The following is a 20,614-nucleotide window of genomic DNA, read 5'->3' on the forward strand; positions in this document are numbered from 1 at the left end:
AAAGCCACCTGCAGCACCTTGACCACCGAAGCCCGCACCTTGTGGACCAGCAGGCGCGCCAGCAGGACGTGGATTACGTGCAGGTACTACAGTTGAAATTGCATGCTTATAAACCATTTGGCTTACTGTATTTTTTAATAAAACCACGTATTGGTCAAAAGATTCGATATGACCTTGTAATTTAATACCGTTTACCAGGAAGATAGATACTGGGATACGTTCCTTACGGAGAGAATTCAAGAATGGATCTTGTAAAGTTTGACCTTTAGACATGTTATAACTCCAAAAAAATTAAAAATCAGCGCAAAAACTATCTCTATTTTTCAATTAAAAATTATAAAAAAGATAGTCCCTAAATTTTGCTTTATCCGTGACAGTTTCGCAAGTCTTCTTGAGCCTGCTGTAGCGTAAAATATGTTGTAAATTTATGCTTTTCTTGCAAAGACCTTAACCACGTATATTGACGTTTTGCAAGTTGTCGTGTCGCAAATAAAGCTTTATCCTCCATTTCCCGTTGCTTTTCCTTGGTTTTATCAGCATTTTTTAAGAATTCCATAGCCTGACGATAACCCACTGAACGCATGGAAGGTAAATTTTCATTAAAATCGTATTTTTCAATTAAATTCACAACTTCATTTAAAAAACCGCTTTTCCACATAATTTCCAGACGTTGTTCAATACGCCCATGCAATTCTAACCGATCTGGCATCAGTGCATAATTATGGAAACTGTAACGATATGGTAAGTTTTTAGGTTGTTCTGCCTGTAGTTTTGTAATCGGCTCACCAGTCAATTTAAAAACTTCCAAGGCTCGAATAATGCGCTGCTTGTCGCTAACCTTGAATTTTTCACCGGCAATCGGATCGACTGCACATAATTCTGCATAAACCGCTTCCCAGCCCTCCTGCTCACCCTTGGCTTCAATCTCTGCCCGGATAGCATAGTCTGCACTTGGTAGGTTATCTGACAAACCTTCAAGCAAGGCCTTAAAATACAGCATGGTTCCGCCAACCAGAATCGGGGTTTTACCACGCACATGAATATCATCAATCAGGCGGCAAGCATCTTCGACAAAGTTGGCTGCAGAATACACTTCAAGTGGACTAATAATATCAATCAGATGATGCGGATAGCGCGCCAGTTCCTCTTTGGAGGGCTTGGCTGTACCAATGTCCATTTCCCGATAAACCAGTGCAGAATCGACCGAAATCAGCTCAAATCCCCCTTGCTCATACAGTTCACATGCCAAAGCGGTTTTACCACTTGCAGTTGGCCCCATTAAATTGATGACCGGCAATTGATTGGACATGTAAAACTACTCTCCTCGAGCAAAAAGTTTATCTAGTTGAGCCAATGGAAAGGCGCGCCAAGTCGGACGACCATGATTACATTGACTGGCAAATTCGGTTTGTTCCATCTGCCGTAATAAAGCATTCATTTCAGACAAACTTAGGATACGATGCGCTCGCACTGCACCATGACAGGCCATTCCCGCCAAAATTTGGTCACGCTTCTGCAATAGGCTTTGTGCTTGATCCCCCGGATCTAAATCATTCAATAATTCAGGAATCAGGGCATCGAAATCGGCCTTGTGTAGAATAGCCGGTACACCACGTACGATAACTTGCTCATCACCATACTGATCGATTTCCAGCCCCAAACGTGCCAACTGCTCTTTCAGCTCTTCGACACGCATGGCCTGCATCCGGCTAATATTCACGACTTTTGGAATGAGCAATTGCTGTGATGTCCAGAATTCAGGTTTATCCCAAGCCGATTTCATTTGCTGCAAGACAATACGCTCATGCGCCGCATGCATATCCACAATAATCAGACCTTCGGTATTTTGCGCCAGAATATAAATGCCATGTAACTGGGCAATAGCAATGCCCAATGGATGCTCATCCACTTTAGTGTTTACATGTGTCTGAAAAGACTGCTCAGGGCTGAATATTTCGGTTTCCGAACTTTCTCTGAGCGGTGCTAAATAACTTTGCAAGGCATTATTCAGCTGCTGTGAACCAGAATAAGATTTACGGTAATCTTGGGAATAATGCACTGTTTGTGGACCTGAAGATGCAAAATCGGTCAGCACATCTGAAGTTTCATTTTCACTTAAGGCAGATGTCGTTCTCACCACCTGTGGCTGAGAATGCGCAGTCTGATGCAGGCTGAACTGTTCCTGATAACGCGGTTGCGGGGCTGTCAAGCCAGGCTGCTCATCCTGTTTCATTGCCTCGGCTAAATCTGCAGTTGCGGTCTGGAATTGTGCCAACGTTTCTTTGGCATAATGCCGTACGAACTCATGTACTTCACGTTGATTCAGGAAGCGAATTTCATGCTTGGTCGGATGGACGTTTACATCCACATTTTCTGGATCAACTTCTAAAAACAGTAAATAAGCCGCATGCTGATGCCCATGCAGGATGCCGTCATAGGCCATCCGTAAGGCATGGGAAATGGTTTTGTCTTTGACAATCCGGCCATTTACATAGACATACTGCAAATCAGCCTGTGCACGTGCATCTGAAGGATGGCCAAGCCAGCCAGACAAACGCATGTTGATACTGTCTGCATCCATCCAGTAGGCATTTTCAGTAAACTGGCGGCCAAGCAATTGCTGTACCCGCTGAAAACGCAAAGCGCCGCTATCCGCCACGGGTAAATTCAGTTTGATGCTTTCATTATGTTCTAGCACAAAACGGATATCAAAATGTGTCAGTGCCATACGGCGCACAATTTCTTCGATATGACCAAATTCAGTGCCCGGTTTTTTCAGGAATTTACGCCGTGCAGGCACATTAAAAAACAAATCCTGAACCCGAATATGCGTCCCTTTTGAGGCCGCAACAGCCTGAATTTCCTGATGATCAAAAGCCGTGCCATTGACTTCGACCTGATAACCGATGCCCTCGTCACTTTGACTGCTGATCATGGTCAGGCGTGAAACCGCTGCAATCGATGCCAATGCTTCACCACGAAAGCCCAGACTGCTAATCGCATACAGCTCATCAGCACTCTGGATTTTGCTGGTGGCATGACGCATCACGGCCAGCGGTAAATCCTCATGATGAATTCCGCGTCCATTGTCGATGATTTCAATTAAAGTACTGCCGCCCTGTTCGACCCGAATGATCAGCTCTGTCGCCCCCGCATCAATCGAGTTTTCCAGTAACTCCTTGACCACAGAAGCCGGACGTTCAATCACCTCACCTGCGGCAATCTGGTTGGCAAGTGCAGGATCAAGGGCACGAATACGGCGCAGACTTAAATCATTCGACATGTGAAAATTGACGCTCCAGAGCCTCTCGTAAAGCAAGATTCGATGAAATCAGGCTTGCAGTACGGGTAAGTTCATCTTCAGATTTTAAAATTTCAATAATCAGGTCAGCTTGCGGAATTTCATCACCACCTTTAGATGGCCATTCAAATAAAAATAGCGCATTCGGTGTTTCCAGGTAATCCCGGATGCCCATCAGTTCCAGTTCATACGGATCATTCAGACGATACAAGTCAAAATGAAAAATATCCTGACCATTAATTTGATAGGGTTCGACCAGTGTATAAGTTGGACTTTTCACTGAACCTTTATGACCCAGCTGTTGCAAATAATAACGTGTTAACGTCGTTTTTCCTGCCCCTAGGTCACCAATCAGATACACGACCCCCGCAGGGAAATTCTCCGCCAGAACCTTGGCTAGTTTTTGGGTATCGTCTTCATGATTTAAAGTGACATTAAATGAATAAGGCATATTACTCACGACATGATGCAAAAGAATAAATATGATAGCATCGCCACGCTTTAAAAGCCTATTCACCTGTGTGAGAAACTGTATTTTTTCACAGCATCTGTTCCTTAAGAGGTTAATCTGCCTGCCATGCAACCGACTGTTGAATTTAACCCACCCATGCTCAATGGGGTCAGTGCCAGTAAAGTGTTTTTGCCAACCAGTCCGGATGCGCCCCTGACAGTTTTTGCTTATTTATGCACGCAATTTGCGCATATCGCAGCAGATGAATGGCAATCTCGTTTCGCCGAGGGTTTAGTCTATGATGCCCAAGGCAACAGATTAAGCACAGAAAGTCCATTTCAGGCCAATAGCCATTGTTTCTATTATCGCTTTTTGGCACATGAAGTGCATGTGCCTTTTCAACATCAGATTTTATTTGAAAATGAGTATTTCATGGTGGTCGATAAACCGCATTTTTTGACTATGAGTCCGACCGGACAATATGTGCAGGAAACGCTATTGGTTCGGCTTAAAAAACAAACCGGCAATGAGCATTTAACGCCCATTCACCGGCTGGATCGTGAAACGGCAGGTGTGGTCCTGATTTCCAAATGTGTGGAATCACGTGGCCTGTATCAACAATTATTTGCTACACGGCAGGTGCAAAAAACCTATCATGCGATTGCGGCCTATCAACCTGATTTAAAATTTCCATTGATCACGCGATTAAGAATGGAAAAGGGACAGCCCTTTTATACCATGCACGTGCTAGACGGAACGCCGAATAGCGAGACGGCGATCGACCTGCTGGAACATAATACAGAATGGGCCAAATATGAGCTAAAACCACATACTGGCAAGCAGCATCAATTACGGGTGCACTTGAATCATCTGGGTATTCCGATTCAGCACGATCCCTTTTACCCCCAAGTAGTGCACAAGGCGGAAGATGATTTTTCTGCACCTTTAAGTTTATTGGCCAAACATATTCAATTTGTTGATCCGATCACGCAGAAAAGCATGAATTTCAGCTCGCAACTTGAATTGACACTGTAAATCACTTGTCATTACAGATTATTTTCTAAAATCGGTCGCTTTAAGATTGAATTTCAAACGTAATTGATTAGAATAAAGGCGAAAAGTTAAGTAATTTAAAGCTTTAAAAATATTATGAGAAAAACTGAAGTTTATCAAATTCGCTTGGACTCGCAAGAGAAGAAACAAGCCTTTGCGGTATTTAAGCAATTGGGGATTACGCCAGCTCAGGCCGTGCGTCTTTTTTTCAAGCAAGTGGTGATTACCAAATCGATCCCCTTCTCGATTGAAAACCAGAATATCAACCTAGAACAACTGATTCGCCTGCGCAAGCTAAAACAAAATGAAGCGAAAACCGAGCAAAATGTGCTTTCCAGTTCTGCCCTGAATCTGCTGGATGATCAGGATATCCAGTTGGATGATGATCATCTTGATTTATTTGAAGAACTGAATGCCATTTTGGGTGAAAGCGACAAAATTTAACATTGTTGCATTTCCGAACAATTTCTAAAGCCTGCCACTCCCAAACTTCGCTATGCTTGATGCTGATAATCAATAAAAAATTAGCTGGAGTATGCAATGCTCGTACGACGCGCCCAGTCAGCAGACCTGAATCAGCTGGCGGTATTATTTGATGAATATCGACAGTTTTATGGTACGTCTTCCAATCCTGAACTCTCTTACCAATTTTTAAAACAGCGTTTTGAAGATGGGCAAACCGTCATTTTCATTAATACCAAAGATGATACTTTTACCGGCTTTATTATCCTGTATCTGGGTTTTTCTTCAGTGGCCTGCTCGACCTATTATATTCTGGATGATGTCTATATCACCCCGGTTTTTCGGCGTCAGGGCGCAGCCAAACAACTGATTGATACCGCGATTTTATTTGCCAAACATGAACAGGCCTTAAGAATCACCCTGGAAACCCAAAAAAATAATTATCAATCGCATAAATTGTATGAATCTATGGGATTTATCAAGGATGATGAATTTCAGACTTATCACTGTTTCCTGAAGTAAGTCCTAATCTTTTCATCACATTTCAAGCGAATAAAAAATTTATTATTCTGAGCGGAATTTGGCCTGCGCCACCTGTTCTGCATTTAAATACAACCATTCTCCTTCAGCCAGTTCAGGCAAGGCCAAAGCACCAATCTGTGCACGATGTAGCTGTTCAACTTTATTACCTACTGCAGCCAGCATACGCTTCACCTGATGATAGACGCCTTGATGAATGGTCATTTGCAGACGATTTTCAGCCAATCGTGTCACTTCGGTAGCTGAAAAAATGCCTTTTTCATTTCTTAATTCAACACCTTGTTCTAGTTGCTGAATCTGTTCATCCGTGACGGCATCCGCAGTTTGCATCTGATAAACTTTGGCGACATGCTTTTTCGGATGGGTGAGCGCTTGCAGAAACTGTCCATCATCGGTCAGCAATAATAGTCCGGTGGTATCCTGATCCAGACGGCCTACACACTGAATCCCCCGATTCAGCAAAATGTCATCAAACAGGTCAAACACACTAAAATGATGCGTCGCCTGATGCGAACACTCGTAGCCTTGTGGTTTGTTTAAGGCGATATAAACTTTTTCCCGATAGGTATGACTTTTCCCATAAACCTCGAAATTTAAGTGATTTAAATCCAGGTTATATTTAGGATTGTCAACCACTTCATCTTGAATTGAAACAGCACCATTTTTAATCAGTTGCTGACAATGCTTGCGGGAGCCGAAACCTTGTGACTGCAACATTTTTTCCAATAGCATCTGTTTATACCTGTATCGAGTGAAGACCTGTGCATTCTATCCTGAAACAGTCCTGAATTTGATTTCTTCCGCTGTTTTCTAGGTATGATGCGTTGAAAAGCTCTACAATAGCTTTATTTTTCACTCTATCTCTCCCCCTTATGTCGCAACTTGATTTGAATCTGATTGTTCTTTTGGTTTTACTGGCTTGCGGTATTTTCAGTCACAATAGCGCCGTCACCATTGCTGCAGCGGTATTAATTGTTTTAAAAATCACGCCACTCAGCAGTTTATTGCCTTATGTACAGGCCCACGGTTTAAATATCGGCATTATTATTCTGACCATTGGTGTTCTGACACCAATTGCCAGTGGCAAAATTTCAGGGGAAAGTATTCTCAAATCTTTCCTGAGCTGGAAGTCTTTGCTGGCAATCGCGATTGGGGTCTTTGTCGCTTGGCTGGGAGGACGTGGAGTGAAGCTGATGTCCAATCAGCCAGATGTAGTGGCCGGACTGTTATTAGGCACAGTAGCAGGTGTAGCAGTATTACGCGGTGTTCCAGTCGGTCCTTTAATTGCGGCTGGGATTTTATCCTTATTGATTAGTACACAATAATGTTCAAATCATCAGCGCCCTTCACCAGTATGCAAAGATTTCTCAAAAATAATCATATAACGGGAAATATGCAGATCGCCCGATGATTATCTTGCGCTAATCTCTAACGCAGTACGTCAGGCTTGCTCAGAAGATACTATCAAATCAACGGAATATTTATTAATTCGATCTTTCAAAATTCAAGCAAAGGAAAGTGAATGATTTTTAAAAGCGGTGACCTGATAAAAATCAGAAATTCAATAAATGACACCTACCAGTCTAATCTTTCAAAGCATAGACCAAACTTTCTACCATCTGACCATTTTCCAAATATACTTTAACCGGAATACGTTGATATTCATCGCCTTCAAATACATCCAGCTCATTCCAATATTTAGGGAGATTCTCGGATATGAATACATAACCGGTAACAGTCTCTCCCGAATCACTGAGCTGAATACCCGGACTGCCCAGCTCAGCACCCCAACCGCGCTGCTGCAAATGCCCACGAATATAACCGGCTTTCCAGCTTCCCCCAATCCGTTCCATCACATGGGCATTGGGTTGCTGCGGACGAAGCGTGCCGTATACGAATAAACTGTGCATCTTAAGAACTCTTAAACATCATTTTGATGATTACTCTACAAATAGTAGTGCTAGACGCACCTGATCATAAGCCATTTTAGGCGTGGTCAATTCCACAATCGGACGCAACTTAATAGAACCGTCATCATTAAAATGCTCCGAGTTTTGACGCTTGGTCAGGCGTTTATAAATCTTGCGAACCTGCTCCACCACTTCCTCACCCGGATGTGCCAGCGAGATATCCAGCCCCTGCTCTTTATGCAAACGCCCCAAATGATTGATGATGGTTGCCGGGGTCAAACCACGTTCAGTCGCGATATCGGCAATTTCATAACCTTCTTCAAACAGTTCACGCGTTTCGTCTAGCGTTGCAGCGGCATAGCTTTGCTTACCCCCATTCTTGGAAATTTTCTTCTCATTGCGCTGGATTTCAACTTCATTCAAAGTCCCGCCACAATGTCGGATAAAGGCCTTATGCTGTGCCGTCAAATCGACATTTTCAAAATTCGCTTCGGCTTCATCAGAAAGTTCTTGAAAACGGCGATCGGCTTTAATTGCCAGACTATCGAGTTCCAAAGCCTGCTCATTAAAACCTTTTAATCGTAGGCCATTTAAGCTTTTCAAACGGGACAACGCGACATAGCCCTGTCCTTTTTCAAAAGTATGGCTCAGGTCAATCTCGGCAGCTTCCAGGGTCATGCCTTGTGATTTATGAATGGTAATCGCCCAGGCCAGACGCAATGGAATCTGCTGGAAACTGGCAATGGTTTTACCGGCCTCATTGTCTACCGACCAGGTTTCAGGCTCAACCACCAGTGTCGTGCCATCGGTCAGTTTGACTTTAGGCAGCACACCATATTCATCATCTTCTTCAAAACTGATCACTTCGCCCAAACTGCCGTTGATATAACCCATATCAAAGTTGTTTTTCACAAACATGACTTTGGCATGTTTTTTCAGGGTTAAGGCTTCAGGCGCTCGCACTGACGATTTTAAAGTCTCGATCAGCTTTTCATTGCCATCACACTGCGCATCAAACTGGCGTGGATCATTGTCAATTTCATTCAGATGTTTAAAGTTAATACTGTCCACATCCATATTATGCGTATACAGGCGCGTATAGGTATCGCCGATTTCTTGATGTCGCGTGGCCTGTAAAGCAGTGCGGTGTTCATGGCTAATCGCCTGCGCACGGATCGCATTCAGAATGTCATTCAAATAATCATTGCCCTGACGATGCTGCTCAGTTAGGTAGCAAACGCGAAACTTGGCTTCGACCCAGGCATCCGACATAAAGCAGAATTTGTCGCGGTTGCGCTCATCATTTTTACCGACTGGCGGTAACTGGAAAAAGTCCCCTGCTACAATCACCTGAATACCACCGAAAGCTTCATCACTTTCCTTGAAATATTTCAGCACCTGATTGACCAGATTCAGCTGCTTGGCATGCAGCATTGAAATTTCGTCAATAATCAGGACTTGCGCATTTTCCAGATGTTCTTTTAAGTATTTGCGCTCTTTCATCCGCTTTAAGTCTTCTTCAGACAAAAAGTCTTTAATGCCAATGCCTGCCCAGGTATGAATAGTCATACCGTTCATATGTGTGGCTGCAATACCAGTAGATGCAGTAATGGCAACGGCGACTTTACGCGCCTTTAAATAATTAATATATTGATTCAGCGTATAGGTTTTTCCTGCACCGGCAGAACCGGTTAAAAAGACATTTTCTCCTGCTTTAAGTAACTTAAGGGCAGTTTCCTGTTTCATAAGAGCAATACCGTGAAAGAACGGCTATAGCCTAACGATTTTTAGCGGAAAAGTTAAGCGTCATGGCGGAAAACAAGCTGTATTGAACTGTCAGGCCTGCAAGTTGAGCCAGTTAATAAAATTCATGGCAATATTGCTGTATTCAGCTTCTGCTTTCTGGTTATTCGGATATTCCAGCTGATCAAAGATCACCTGTCCATTCACCAATTGACACCCCAAGATCAAGGGTAGACGAACAGCGGGATGAGACATGCGAAAGGCCACATACTGCCTTTCCACAATTTGCTGAGCATAGCTTGCCGCCAGACAGTTCCTGAAAATTTTAGATTCCTCTAAAATCCGATCCAAAGTTTTAAGCTCTTCAAAACGCCAGTTGAAATACAGTAAAAATGAAACCTGAGTGATTGGCGTCCAGTTCACCAGTGCAAACTGTTTTTTCAGCTTGGCGATCATTTCCTGCTTTTGAATCTGATCATGCCAGACGACCGCCTGATTAAACAAACTGGTCCAGCTCAGATTTTTCGGTATTTCTGTATGGCTGGAAAAATACTCTACCAGATAGTCGCGCACATAACTGTCAAAGAGCGACTCCCGTACATGCCCGCTTTGCAAATAAAATAGCTGCCTGAACTCAGTAAAAGGAATTCGATAGCGGTGCAGAACATTATAGAAATCACGGTTCTGCTGGCTTGGAGGCTGAATATACACCAGAACCTCATCTGGCAAATGCACCGTAATTTTATATAAATACTGCATATACGCCTGCATCATCCGGCTCAAGTTCAGATAAACCTTTTTGGTCAGTTGATCATCCATTTTGACCACATTACGCAGCAGCTCCATCCATTCATCCAGATACAGAATTGAGGGACTAATCGCAATCCGTTGATCCTCAATCGATTGGCGTGTGCCTTTTAATACCACCGCCTGATTATACTGATGCTGAAACCAGTCATGCTGGATTGCATATTCATGCATGCTATGAATAAACAGTCGCGCCGAGACATATTGAAAATATTGCAAAGTCGCCAAAATAATCTGGGGATGAATATGATGGCTGTCTACAAAACTTAAGGCAGTTACTGCAACGCGTACACTGCTATGCTGGATATTATTACTGATCCAGTCCAGTACCTCGGCCGGTTGCTTGAAGATCCAGTTCACGGCACGATGACAATCAAATAGTGGCAATCGGGCTACTTTTTTCTGCCATAAATACGGATGATTTTCCAGGAAATTCCGTTTGGATAATAAATCATCCCGATGCCACACGTCCCGGTTCATCAATCGGACAAAACCGAGCAAATTACTTTGCTCCTCAGCATGCCGATATAGCAAACAGATATCATCAGTATGATCATTCAATTCATGCAGATTAAAGCGCTCTTCGAAAGACAGCGACATAATCCGGAACAGTGCCGGAGGCAAAAACTGTGCGGCGCTAAAACAGAACTCATCCAGACTGTCCATCAATGACTGGATCGACAGGAATTCATCCTGCTGTAGACACTCCAAAGAAAAAGCCTGTTGCAAGCTTTCAAGAATCTGCTGTGGAATCTCTTGTTCATCCTGAATAAAGTTTTGCATGACAGGTGCTGTATACAACCCGGCCTTGATCAGCTGCTGGTCGATAATCTCAGCTTGAACAATCGACATTTGCTGCAAAAATTCGGACACCCGTTCCAGGCCATTAACCCACGCATAAACCTGAGCCAGGATAAGCTGACGTAACTGTTTGGCTTTGTCGCGTAAATACAGCGAATGCTGTGGTTTTAAATCGCCAGTCAGGAAATAGATATCCTGTAAAAAGAATTCCTCCAGGGCTTCTGCCTTACATTGCTGAAAATAAAAATGACTGTCAACCAAAGCAGGTGCAGCTCCAGAGTCTAGTGCATAGGGAGTATGAAACTGGATATAAAACAGACCATCCAGCAATTCAATCCGGCACTGATCCTGCTGAATTTTTATTAAATTTTGTGCATTCAGATGACCAATTATTGCCATCTGATCAAGATAAAGCTGGTTCAGCTCTGGAGAAATCCGTAAACATTGTTGTGCCAATAACCTTAAAGATGCTACCAAGCTTTCCTGTTCCATACGTACACCTCGGTCATCTTAGAATCATCTTATTTTTATATTGGATCATGCTGAGTCCTTGATCGCCAATCAGTGAACACTTAAAAATACATTATGGCATCACTTGCACTATAAAACCGTCCATGCATCCTCATTGCTAAAAATAGAACATTCCAATAGATCATAGCCTAGATTTTACAGGAAGAATTTTTCTTTTTTAGTCTTGCTGACGTAGCGCCTTAAGCTCGGCCAAGCCGGTATAAATATGTTGCTGCAAGCTGTGTCGAAATGCAATCAGCTCTTCCTGAGTCTGAACCTGAGCAATCGATTGTCGCGGCATAAACTGAAAATAAAATGGCAGGCGTTTTGGGAATAATCGTTTAGGCAAAGATGGAATCACATCGCCCTGACGTAATAATTTATTGAGTTGTGGTACTTTGAGGAGTTTTTGAAAATATTTATGCTGGATGATCTTATTGGCATCAAAGCCAATCTCATAGACTTCATCCCCACCAAGCGCAGCAAAAGGGACAATATCATAGTTGAATTCCTGAGCCAGCTTTAAAAATCCGTAGCGTTGCTTCCAGATCAGTTGATACTGTTCACCCTGACGTTTGAGTACTTCGCGTCCACCTCCCGGAAAGACCAGAATAGAATAACCCTGCTGCATCACAGCACGTACATAATGCTGGATGCCATCAACTGCCCCAAACTTCTTCACGGCTTCACGCCATAACGGTACATAAAAATGGCTATGATCCGCAATACTGACCACAGCCACCTTATGTTCGTTATAGAGGTAATCAATCAGCATCGGCGAATCAAAGATGCCGTACATGGAATGATTACCGACATACATTGCAGGCCGACTGGCATCAATATATTCAGCCCCTAAAAAGGTAGGGGTAAAATATAATTTGGATAAGGCACTTAAGCGTCTAATCCATTGCCCATCATGTTTGACCTGCAAGCTGTCTGCTCCCTATCTACTCCGGATTATGCCACGCGCTTTTGGACCAGAATCGAACCTACCGAATAACCCGCACCAAATGAACACAACACGCCGTACTCACCATCTTCAACTTCATGTGCAGTACGGTGCAAGGCAATGATCACCCCAGCAGAAGAAGTGTTGGCAAACTCATTCAGAATGATCGGTACCAGACCAGGTTTGGCATTTTCTTTACCAACGACCAGTTTCAGGATCAGTTCATTCATGCTGGCATTGGCCTGGTGTAACCAGAAGCGTTTAACACCTGTCGGCTCAATCTGGTTCTTCTCCAGTTGCGCAGTAATCATTTTCGCAACCAGTGGACAGACTTCTTTAAATACCTTACGACCATCCTGACGGAAACGTTTGTCATCAATGTCAGCATTTTCAGAAGTATTCAGGAAACCAAAGTTATTGCGGATGTTATTCGAGAACTGGGTAAACAACTCAGAATCCAGAATTTCAAAACCGGTTTTGCTGTCAGTATTTTCAATAATTGAAGCGGTTGCCACATCACCAAAAATAAAGTGACAGTCACGTGAACGGAAATCGGTATGTGCAGAGGTAATTTCTACATTCACCAATAACACACGGCGCGCGCCTGCTTGGATCGCATCATAAGCCTGTTTCAGACCAAATGTTGCTGCAGAACACGCCACGTTCATGTCATAGGCATAACCTTTGATGCCTAGAGCGGTCTGAATCTCGATCGCCACAGCAGGATAAGCACGTTGCAAATTCGAACATGACAAGATCACGATATCAATGTCTTCGGCAGTCACACCGGCATTTTCCATCGCCTGCTTGGCTGCGATTACACCCCATTCTGCCTGCAGTGAAATTTCATCATCTTCACGTTCACGTAAATTTGGACGTAAGCGTTTTGGATCAAGAATACCTGATTTTTCTACGACATAACGGCGTTGTACGCCAGATGCTTTTTCAATAAAGTCTGCGCTAGAACCACGACGTGCTTCCACTTCGCCTGCAGCGATTTTGTCAGCATTTTCGTGATTAAAAAGTTCCACATAAGCATTTAAACTTTCAACTAATTCTTCATTGGTAATGACATGTTCCGGATGGAATAAGCCCGTACCCGTAATGCGGATGCCCATGTAAAATTCCTTATCTGAATTACCTATATCTTAACTGATTCCAAGACGATCCCATACTTTTTGCAAGCGAGTTGGAGACACAGGTGCTTTTGTTTTCATCGGTTGTGAAAACAATGAGATTCTTAACTCCTCGACCATGAAATACAATTCTTTCAGGCGAGGGTCATCTTTAAACTTGAATAATTTTTCCATCCATTGATCAATTTGGTCAATGGCGGAATTGTCCCTTTGTAGATTATTGGGCAAGCGCTCCAAACGCAAGATCAAGGCTTTCAAATAACGTGGAAATTCGATCCATACATCGGAAGGTTTACGATACACAAAGTCAGAAAGGCTCATTAAATCAAGCTGATCTTCAATATCATTGATATTTTTTTCAAACACAGAATGGTCTAAAACCAATAATTTCCGGCGGATTTCCTGCCACTGGATATAAATATCCGTGATTTCTTTCAGGGCAACCTGGCCATAAGTCAGGAAAGATTTTTTTACATCTTCAACCAGCTTTTGGAACTCTTGCGCATTGACAGGCAGTTCATTAATAGACATATGTAGTGTGGCATAAACTAACATTTGTTCCAGTTGCGCTTTATCACCAAGTGGCGAATAAGCCAGCGCCAAAGGTTTGGAAATCTGTTTTTTCAACTGGCGGGTCAAGTCTCCGAGTTGCATATGCACCAGTCGGATCACCCCTTCACGATGTTTTTTAACCGCTTCAGCCTGATCATTAAAAGTCTGAATCACCACACCAGATTCATCTTTCTGCTCCAGCGCAGCGAAGGCTTTGGTCGGAACCAGCGCCTGATACTGCTTGACCACGACACCGGTGACTTTTTGCGATGCTTCAAATACAAAGCTTTCCGGGAAGGTTTTAAATTCACCTTTAAGCTGTTTGACCGGACTATGCGTTTCAGTCCGGCAGCGCGCTTTCAGCTCAGCAAGATCACGCCCCTGTTCAATAACACGACCTTTTTCATCAGTAACTTTGATAAATGGCAACAGATACTGATCGACCCGGTCAAAACTGAAATCTTTCTCAGTGATTTGATCGCCCCGCAACTGGAATGCCAAGAAACTAAAAATATGTTTCTGTAAATCCTGCGCATCTACTTTTGCCATGAGTTTTCGTGCAGTATCCGGAATCGGCACCAGATTACGGCGCTTATCCTTCGGCAAAGCTTTTAGCAATGCTTCAATCAGATCCAGACGCCATCCCGGAATTCCCCATGACCAGATACCTTCATCGACCTGTGCCAAGGCTTGCAATGGAATTTTAACTGTCGCGCCATCTTCATCATGACTCGGGTCAAAACGATAGGTTGCAGCCAGACGCAGGCTACCATTCTGCAAATAGTCCGGGAATTGTTGTGTGGTTGGACGATCATTTAGCCACAGCGCATCGTCATCAACAAATAAATAACGCGGATTCTGCGGCTCTACTGTGGCACGCCAGTCTTCAAAAGTACGACGGCTGGCCACTTCAGGCGGCACTTTGGAGGCATAGAACTGGTAAATGGTTTCTTCATCAACCACCAGATCACGACGACGCAGCTTATCTTCTACTCGCTCGACTTCTTCCAGTTTAAGTAGATTATGCTTTAAAAATGGCGGAGTAATCCCTAGATGACCGGTAGTTAATGCATCCCGCAAGAAAATTTCATGCGCAGCCGCCTGATCAACTTTTTCATAATTGATTGGGCGTTTCGGCTCAATAATCAGACCAAATAATGAAATCTGGTCATAGGCATTCACTACCCCAGCTTTTTTCGACCAGTGCGGTTCAAAATAATGATGCTTGAGCAAGTCACGCGCCGCCAGCAGAATCCATTCCGGTTCAATCTTGGCCAGGGTACGTAAATACACCTGGGAGGTCTCGACCATTTCAAAGGCCATCACCCACGGCGTATTGGTCTTGTGCAAGGTAGAAGCCGGGAAAATCCGTGCTTTTTGCTGACGCACTGCCATAAAGACATTACGCTCATCGGTCTTGTTGGCGATAAACGATAACAGGCCGGTCAACAAGGCACGGTGCAGATTTTCATAACTGGCTTTCTTTTCATTAAATGACAGTTTTAGGCCTTGAGCCAAGTCCACCAGTTGTTCATGGGTTTTTTTCCATTCGCGTAAACGCAACCAGCTCAGGAAATGATTACGCGCAAAAGTACGGCGCTTATTTTCACTCATGCTGTCGCGGTTATTATGCAGCGTCTCCCAGAGTTTGATATAGAACAGGAAATCAGAATCGGCTTCACGGAATAGTGCATGTTTCTGATCCGCCTGCATCTGCTTGTCTGCCGGACGCTCACGCGGATCCTGAACTGCAAGTGCTGCCACAATCACCAGAACTTCGTTCAGCACGCCAAAATGTGCCCCACCGAGAATCATACGGGCCAGACGTGGATCGATCGGCATTTTCGCCATTTGCTGACCGATCTTGGTTAAGCCACTGCTTTGAAGTCTCCCTTTCTCGAAGGGTGAGGCGTTATGCGACGCAAGAGAGGGATTTGCTTGATCATCTTCAGTTTTAGGAGAATTTTTCTCAGCCATTGCCCCCAGTTCAATGAGGAGCTTGCGGCCATCATTGACCAAACGATGATCTGGTGGTTCGATGAAATCAAAATCTTCGAGTGAACCCAAGCCCAGACTTTGCATCTGCAAAATTACAGATGCCAGGTTGGTTCGCTTTATTTCTGGTTCGGTAAACTCAGGACGGCTCAGGAAGTCTTCCTCAGAATACAGACGTATACAGACACCCGGCGCAATACGACCACAACGACCTTTACGCTGGTTCGCGGCTGCCTGAGAAACGGCTTCAATTGGTAGACGTTGTACCCGTGAACGATAGTTATAACGCGAAATACGGGCAAAACCGCTATCAATCACATACCGGATATTCGGAACGGTTAAAGCTGTTTCTGCTACGTTGGTGGCAATAATAATGCGTCGCCCGCCACCAGAAGGATTAAAGATTTTCTGCTGTTCGGCCAGCGCCAGACGCGCATATAAAGTTAATACTTCCGTATGGCGTGGCCCATGTTTGATCAGGGTTTCCTGTAACTCGCGAATTTCCTGCTCGGTACTGGCAAAAATCAGGATATCGGCATGTTCGGGATGACCTTTTTCCTGTGCATCCTGAAAGCATTCTTCGACTGCTTTGACCACAGCGCGAGGCAGGTTTTCTTCAAAATCATCAAACTCATCATCATCACTACCGCCAATGCTCATTTCCGAGATCGGGCGATAACGCAGCTCTACCGGGAAGCTGCGGCCTTCCACTTCAAAAATTGGTGCACCATTAAAGTAACTGCTAAAACGGTTTACATCCAGGGTTGCTGAAGTAATGATGACTTTCAGATCGGGACGACGTGGCAAAAGCTGCTTCAGATAACCCATAATGAAGTCGATATTCAGTGAGCGTTCATGCGCTTCATCAATAATAATCGTGTCATATTTGGTCAGGTATCGGTCATGCGTCAGTTCGGCCAGTAAAATACCGTCTGTCATCAAACGCACAATTGAGTCTTGTGAACCCTGTTCCGTAAAACGTACTTTAAAGGAAATTGATTCACCGAGTTTTTCGCCAACTTCTTCGGCAATACGCTGTGATACGCTGCGGGCTGCCAGTCGACGCGGCTGGGTATGTCCGATCATTCCGGTCAGGCCACATCCAGCCAGCATAGCAATTTGCGGTAACTGGGTGGTTTTACCAGAACCGGTTTCGCCAGCCACAATAATCACCTGATGCTTTTGAATCGCAGCAATCAGTTTGTCAGTGTATTGGGTAACCGGCAGATCCTGATTCAGCTTGATGTTCGGAAGACGTTCAAGCCGTTGCCGTACTTTCAGATTGGATTTTTCAAATAATTCCTGATACTGCTTGGCATCTGCGTCTTTCCCCTTTTTCAGTCGATTTAAACGGTGACGGTCACGCGCCATTATCCATTGATCTACATTTAAATGACTCTGCACAGAGAAAACACCCACATCAAAAAACCGGAAAGGTTTATTTTACTTGGTTCATTAGATTTCAGATAGTCGTAGTTCTGTTAAGTGCCGGACAAATTGGCTTTGGCTGCCTGATTTCTCTCAATTCCGCACTATAAACCTGTCAAAATATCTAAATGACACGCATGAGTTTCCCTGATTAGATTTAATCATAAGTCCAAGTTTGGAATTGATATTTAAATTATTTTGTGGAAATTATGCTTTTTTCCGAATTGACCCTTGAATTTTTTGGTTTCAACATCATGTTTGCTAGCACGAGGAAAAAGAGATAATTTTGTCATCAGGCCATCATCTTGATGCTGCTCAATGAACAAAGCGATTTTGCCAAAGTGGCGCGTTTTTACTTAATTCGGTTTTTCCGATGTTTGTAATGTAAAAATACCATTTTAGCATCAACCAAAATTTCGATACTCTTATTCAAAATCAAAGACTACCTCAATCATGGAGACAATGATGAGCTTAATTAATACTGAAGTTAAACCATTTAAAGCAACTGCATTCCAAAACGGCAAATTCATTGAAGTTACTGAAGCTGACCTAAAAGGCAAATGGTCTGTTGTATTCTTCTACCCAGCTGACTTCACTTTTGTTTGCCCAACTGAACTTGGTGACCTTGCTGACAACTACGCTGAATTCCAAAAACTAGGCGTTGAAATCTACTCAGTTTCTACTGACACGCATTTCACTCACAAAGCTTGGCACGATTCTTCAGAAGAAATCAAAAAAATCCAGTATGTAATGGTTGGTGATGCAAACTGGACACTTGCTAAAAACTTTGACGTATTAATCGAAGCTGACGGCCTTGCTGATCGTGGTACTTTCGTAATCGATCCAGAAGGTAAAATCCAAATCGTTGAAATCAACGCTGGTGGTATCGGCCGTGATGCTCAAGAACTTCTTCGTAAAGTTAAAGCAGCTCAGTACGTACATGCTCACCCAGGCGAAGTTTGCCCAGCTAAATGGAAAGAAGGCGATGCAACTCTTGCTCCTTCAATCGACCTAGTTGGTAAAATCTAATTTTAATTAGATTGAACTGATTCAAAAAACCACGCTTTTTAGCGTGGTTTTTTATGGTTTAAACTTTTATCTCAGCGCAATACGGGAGTTTATTTTTTTAAATTATTTTATTAGGGCGTGTCCTCATTTGGCTTTACACCAAATAAATATGCAAGCAATGTAAATCATAGACTGGTAATTTCGTGCAAGCTTATCAAATCGGGTTGCAATCGCTCGGAAATGCTTCAATCTCGCAAACACATTTTCAACTAAATGTCTTAATTTATATAGATATTTATCAAACTCCTTATTCGATCTTTTACTATTTGATCTCATTGGAATGATGGGAATCATATCCTTGTTCTGGGCATATATTCTAATGTGCTCAGCATCATACCCCTTATCAGCAATGAGATAAGTTGCCTCGCCTACAGTATCAATCAGTTGTTTTGCAACTTGACTGTCGTGGACGCCACCCCCAGTGATTTTAAAATCAATCGGTAATCCATTCGCGTCGGTTGCAAGATGTATTTTTGTTGTTCGTCCACCACGTGATTGTCCAATTGCTCTTTCGAAACTATTCCGAGCTCCACTTGCATGTTGATGCACGCGTATGTAGCTTCCGTCAATGAATACCCATTCTTGATCCAAGACGCCTCGTAATCTAAAAAAAATTTATCCCATAATCCCTTACTTGCCCAGCGATTAAAGCGATTGTAAGCAGTTTGCCAAGGGCAAAATTCTTGAGGAATATCGCGCCATGTGGCGCCTGTGCGCAGTTTCCATAAGATGGCTTCCATGATATTTCTACTGTTTTTTGAACAGTAACAACCATGTAATCGCATAGTATCTTGAATTTGCTGCCAAATATCATCAGTGAGAAGAGTACGTGCCATTGAAAAAATATAGAAATGAAAAGAGCTTAAAGGAGGATTTTAAGTATTTAAAACCAATTCTTCAAATGAGGACACGCCCTAGTAATTTTTTAGAAAGAAAGAGTTTAAGAGATGGTATTAGCACGAACTCTCAATTTCTAATTAAACGACAAGCTTTTGTATACGAATATGTGTCTAATAAATATTATGAGCTAAAATATTCAAAAATTACGTCAGATATTTTTTCTAGAACAAGAAAGTTTGTAGACGGAAAAATTGGAGATTTAGTACCATTATCAGCACAAAAATTTGCATCTATTTATGAGAATTTAACGTCCGAAGATTCAGAGGATTGGTCAAATGCTGTTCATAGTTGTAGGCGAATATTACAAGATACTGCTGATGTGATTTATCCTGCTAGAGAGGATAAGACTATTAATTTAGACAATGGTAAAACTAAAATTATTAAATTAGGTGTGGATAATTATATAAATCGAATTATTGCATATGTTGATGAGCAGTCAGACTCTAAAAGATTTGAGGAAATCGTTGGTTCACAGATGAAATATTTGGGCGAGCGGTTAGATGCTATTTTCAAAGCTGCTCAGAAAGGTTCTCATGATATTATTACTTCTAGGCAAGAAGCTGATCGTTATGTTATTTACACATACTTGATAGTTGGAGATTTATTATCTTTGGTAGAGTTGCAAAAAACATTATCAATTTCAGATAAAGATTTTAGATAGCCGCTTAACTTACTGAATAACTAAAAATCCTCAGAATCTTTAATTTATTAAGATGAGTATTTCTCATCTTAAGCTGAATTTATATCGTTTTACTCACTTTCTTATTCACGTTTAAATACAGCCATTCAGAAATTTAGCTTTTTATAAAATTTTTAGGTGGCAATCTCCATGAGTACAGCATTTGAGTGTTCAATTAAACGTATCCGTTTTGATGAAAACTACACGCCAGCAGAAAGCACACGTTTAACCACAAATTTTGCCAATTTGGCACGTGGGGAAAGCCGTGAAGAAAACTTGCGTCGTACCCTTGCGATGATCAACAACCGTTTTAATAGCTTGGCAACCGT

The 20,614-nt window shown here is 42.8% G+C and carries 19 protein-coding genes; 7 read left to right on the plus strand and 12 right to left on the minus strand.

Translation table 11 applies throughout. The annotated features are described in order from the left end of the window. The 4 genes from hfq to tsaE all read right to left on the minus strand — a co-directional run. The coding region (gene hfq, locus ACNPNW_RS16200) for an RNA chaperone Hfq (protein ID WP_448767180.1) at nucleotides 1-273 on the minus strand (273 nt) is incomplete at its 3' end. 91 nt (nucleotides 274-364) lie between these two features. After that, complete coding sequence (miaA, locus tag ACNPNW_RS16205) at nucleotides 365-1,309, minus strand: tRNA (adenosine(37)-N6)-dimethylallyltransferase MiaA (RefSeq protein ID WP_004645483.1); 945 nt, start codon at nucleotides 1,307-1,309, stop codon at nucleotides 365-367. A gap of 6 nt (nucleotides 1,310-1,315) precedes the next feature. Next, nucleotides 1,316-3,283, minus strand: a complete 1,968-nt coding sequence (gene mutL / locus ACNPNW_RS16210; RefSeq protein ID WP_253146243.1) for a DNA mismatch repair endonuclease MutL — start codon at nucleotides 3,281-3,283, stop codon at nucleotides 1,316-1,318. Continuing rightward, nucleotides 3,273-3,752 (minus strand): tRNA (adenosine(37)-N6)-threonylcarbamoyltransferase complex ATPase subunit type 1 TsaE, encoded by a 480-nt coding sequence (gene tsaE, locus ACNPNW_RS16215; protein WP_004645485.1) that lies wholly within the window; start codon nucleotides 3,750-3,752, stop codon nucleotides 3,273-3,275. Before tsaE ends, mutL begins: the two co-directional genes overlap by 11 nt. A gap of 126 nt (nucleotides 3,753-3,878) precedes the next feature. Here tsaE and ACNPNW_RS16220 point away from each other — a divergent pair, with 126 nt between their 5' ends. From ACNPNW_RS16220 to ACNPNW_RS16230, 3 genes are all read left to right on the plus strand, one after another. Further along, the gene (locus tag ACNPNW_RS16220; RefSeq protein WP_448767181.1) at nucleotides 3,879-4,787 is read left to right on the plus strand and encodes a pseudouridine synthase; all 909 of its coding nucleotides are present in this window, start codon (nucleotides 3,879-3,881) and stop codon (nucleotides 4,785-4,787) included. Between the two features lie 114 nt (nucleotides 4,788-4,901). Beyond that, entirely contained in the window at nucleotides 4,902-5,249 is a 348-nt protein-coding gene (locus tag ACNPNW_RS16225; RefSeq protein WP_448767182.1) for a type II toxin-antitoxin system RelB/DinJ family antitoxin, read from the plus strand. 96 nt (nucleotides 5,250-5,345) lie between these two features. Further along, the gene (locus ACNPNW_RS16230; RefSeq protein WP_004278907.1) at nucleotides 5,346-5,789 is read left to right on the plus strand and encodes a GNAT family N-acetyltransferase; all 444 of its coding nucleotides are present in this window, start codon (nucleotides 5,346-5,348) and stop codon (nucleotides 5,787-5,789) included. A gap of 42 nt (nucleotides 5,790-5,831) precedes the next feature. Here ACNPNW_RS16230 and ACNPNW_RS16235 read toward each other — a convergent pair whose 3' ends face one another. Continuing rightward, nucleotides 5,832-6,539 (minus strand): pseudouridine synthase, encoded by a 708-nt coding sequence (locus tag ACNPNW_RS16235; protein WP_004645489.1) that lies wholly within the window; start codon nucleotides 6,537-6,539, stop codon nucleotides 5,832-5,834. A 140-nt stretch (nucleotides 6,540-6,679) separates the two neighbouring features. Here ACNPNW_RS16235 and ACNPNW_RS16240 point away from each other — a divergent pair, with 140 nt between their 5' ends. Further along, nucleotides 6,680-7,132 carry a DUF441 domain-containing protein gene (locus ACNPNW_RS16240; RefSeq protein WP_004645490.1) on the plus strand — a complete coding sequence of 151 codons (453 nt, stop codon included), beginning with the start codon at nucleotides 6,680-6,682 and terminating at the stop codon, nucleotides 7,130-7,132. A 258-nt stretch (nucleotides 7,133-7,390) separates the two neighbouring features. Here the strand turns inward: ACNPNW_RS16240 and ACNPNW_RS16245 are convergent, their stop codons facing one another. The 6 genes from ACNPNW_RS16245 to hrpA form a co-directional block, all read right to left on the minus strand. Beyond that, nucleotides 7,391-7,717: a gamma-glutamylcyclotransferase family protein gene (locus tag ACNPNW_RS16245; RefSeq protein WP_071851983.1), complete on the minus strand. Its 327-nt coding sequence runs from the start codon at nucleotides 7,715-7,717 to the stop codon at nucleotides 7,391-7,393. Nucleotides 7,718-7,747: 30 nt separating this feature from the next. After that, the gene (locus ACNPNW_RS16250; RefSeq protein ID WP_129716622.1) at nucleotides 7,748-9,463 is read right to left on the minus strand and encodes a DEAD/DEAH box helicase; all 1,716 of its coding nucleotides are present in this window, start codon (nucleotides 9,461-9,463) and stop codon (nucleotides 7,748-7,750) included. Nucleotides 9,464-9,553: 90 nt separating this feature from the next. Further along, nucleotides 9,554-11,560 (minus strand): hypothetical protein, encoded by a 2,007-nt coding sequence (locus tag ACNPNW_RS16255; protein ID WP_448767183.1) that lies wholly within the window; start codon nucleotides 11,558-11,560, stop codon nucleotides 9,554-9,556. A 196-nt stretch (nucleotides 11,561-11,756) separates the two neighbouring features. Continuing rightward, nucleotides 11,757-12,509, minus strand: coding sequence for a 1-acyl-sn-glycerol-3-phosphate acyltransferase (locus tag ACNPNW_RS16260; protein WP_004278913.1), 753 nt, complete (start codon nucleotides 12,507-12,509; stop codon nucleotides 11,757-11,759). Nucleotides 12,510-12,535: 26 nt separating this feature from the next. Continuing rightward, on the minus strand, nucleotides 12,536-13,645 hold the full coding sequence (locus tag ACNPNW_RS16265; protein ID WP_448767184.1) for a beta-ketoacyl-ACP synthase III: 1,110 nt from the start codon (nucleotides 13,643-13,645) through the stop codon (nucleotides 12,536-12,538). A gap of 30 nt (nucleotides 13,646-13,675) precedes the next feature. After that, entirely contained in the window at nucleotides 13,676-17,614 is a 3,939-nt protein-coding gene (hrpA, locus tag ACNPNW_RS16270; RefSeq protein WP_448767185.1) for an ATP-dependent RNA helicase HrpA, read from the minus strand. Between the two features lie 489 nt (nucleotides 17,615-18,103). Here hrpA and ahpC point away from each other — a divergent pair, with 489 nt between their 5' ends. Further along, complete coding sequence (gene ahpC / locus ACNPNW_RS16275; RefSeq protein ID WP_004278916.1) at nucleotides 18,104-18,667, plus strand: alkyl hydroperoxide reductase subunit C; 564 nt, start codon at nucleotides 18,104-18,106, stop codon at nucleotides 18,665-18,667. A gap of 123 nt (nucleotides 18,668-18,790) precedes the next feature. On the opposite strand, the gene ACNPNW_RS16280 is transcribed toward ahpC, so the two are convergent. After that, nucleotides 18,791-19,542, minus strand: a protein-coding gene (locus ACNPNW_RS16280) for an IS5 family transposase (protein ID WP_448767186.1) whose coding sequence is annotated in 2 segments (ribosomal slippage) — nucleotides 18,791-19,308 and nucleotides 19,308-19,542 — 753 coding nt in all. Because the reading frame shifts where the segments join, the coding sequence is not laid out codon by codon here. On the opposite strand from ACNPNW_RS16280, the gene ACNPNW_RS16285 reads away from it, so the two are divergent. Together ACNPNW_RS16285 and ACNPNW_RS16290 are read left to right on the plus strand one after the other, a co-directional pair. Next, nucleotides 19,536-20,267 (plus strand): hypothetical protein, encoded by a 732-nt coding sequence (locus tag ACNPNW_RS16285; protein WP_448767187.1) that lies wholly within the window; start codon nucleotides 19,536-19,538, stop codon nucleotides 20,265-20,267. The genes ACNPNW_RS16280 and ACNPNW_RS16285 overlap by 7 nt on opposite strands. Nucleotides 20,268-20,435: 168 nt before the next feature. Next, the coding region (locus ACNPNW_RS16290; protein WP_448767188.1) for a putative oxygenase MesX at nucleotides 20,436-20,614 on the plus strand (179 nt) is incomplete at its 3' end.

The sequence above is a fragment of the Acinetobacter endophylla genome, assembly GCF_053543775.1.

Bases quoted from the DNA above. Each gene is read 5' to 3' on its own strand.
- ACNPNW_RS16220 (WP_448767181.1), top strand. From the start codon at position 3,879: ATGCAACCGACTGTTGAATTTAACCCACCCATGCTCAATGGGGTCAGT.
- ACNPNW_RS16245 (WP_071851983.1), bottom strand. From the start codon at position 7,717: ATGCACAGTTTATTCGTATACGGCACGCTTCGTCCGCAGCAACCCAAT.
- ACNPNW_RS16240 (WP_004645490.1), top strand. From the start codon at position 6,680: ATGTCGCAACTTGATTTGAATCTGATTGTTCTTTTGGTTTTACTGGCT.
- ACNPNW_RS16235 (WP_004645489.1), bottom strand. From the start codon at position 6,539: ATGCTATTGGAAAAAATGTTGCAGTCACAAGGTTTCGGCTCCCGCAAG.
- tsaE (WP_004645485.1), bottom strand. From the start codon at position 3,752: ATGCCTTATTCATTTAATGTCACTTTAAATCATGAAGACGATACCCAA.
- miaA (WP_004645483.1), bottom strand. From the start codon at position 1,309: ATGTCCAATCAATTGCCGGTCATCAATTTAATGGGGCCAACTGCAAGT.
- ACNPNW_RS16225 (WP_448767182.1), top strand. From the start codon at position 4,902: ATGAGAAAAACTGAAGTTTATCAAATTCGCTTGGACTCGCAAGAGAAG.
- ACNPNW_RS16265 (WP_448767184.1), bottom strand. From the start codon at position 13,645: ATGGGCATCCGCATTACGGGTACGGGCTTATTCCATCCGGAACATGTC.
- mutL (WP_253146243.1), bottom strand. From the start codon at position 3,283: ATGTCGAATGATTTAAGTCTGCGCCGTATTCGTGCCCTTGATCCTGCA.
- ACNPNW_RS16250 (WP_129716622.1), bottom strand. From the start codon at position 9,463: ATGAAACAGGAAACTGCCCTTAAGTTACTTAAAGCAGGAGAAAATGTC.
- ACNPNW_RS16255 (WP_448767183.1), bottom strand. From the start codon at position 11,560: ATGGAACAGGAAAGCTTGGTAGCATCTTTAAGGTTATTGGCACAACAA.
- ahpC (WP_004278916.1), top strand. From the start codon at position 18,104: ATGAGCTTAATTAATACTGAAGTTAAACCATTTAAAGCAACTGCATTC.
- ACNPNW_RS16230 (WP_004278907.1), top strand. From the start codon at position 5,346: ATGCTCGTACGACGCGCCCAGTCAGCAGACCTGAATCAGCTGGCGGTA.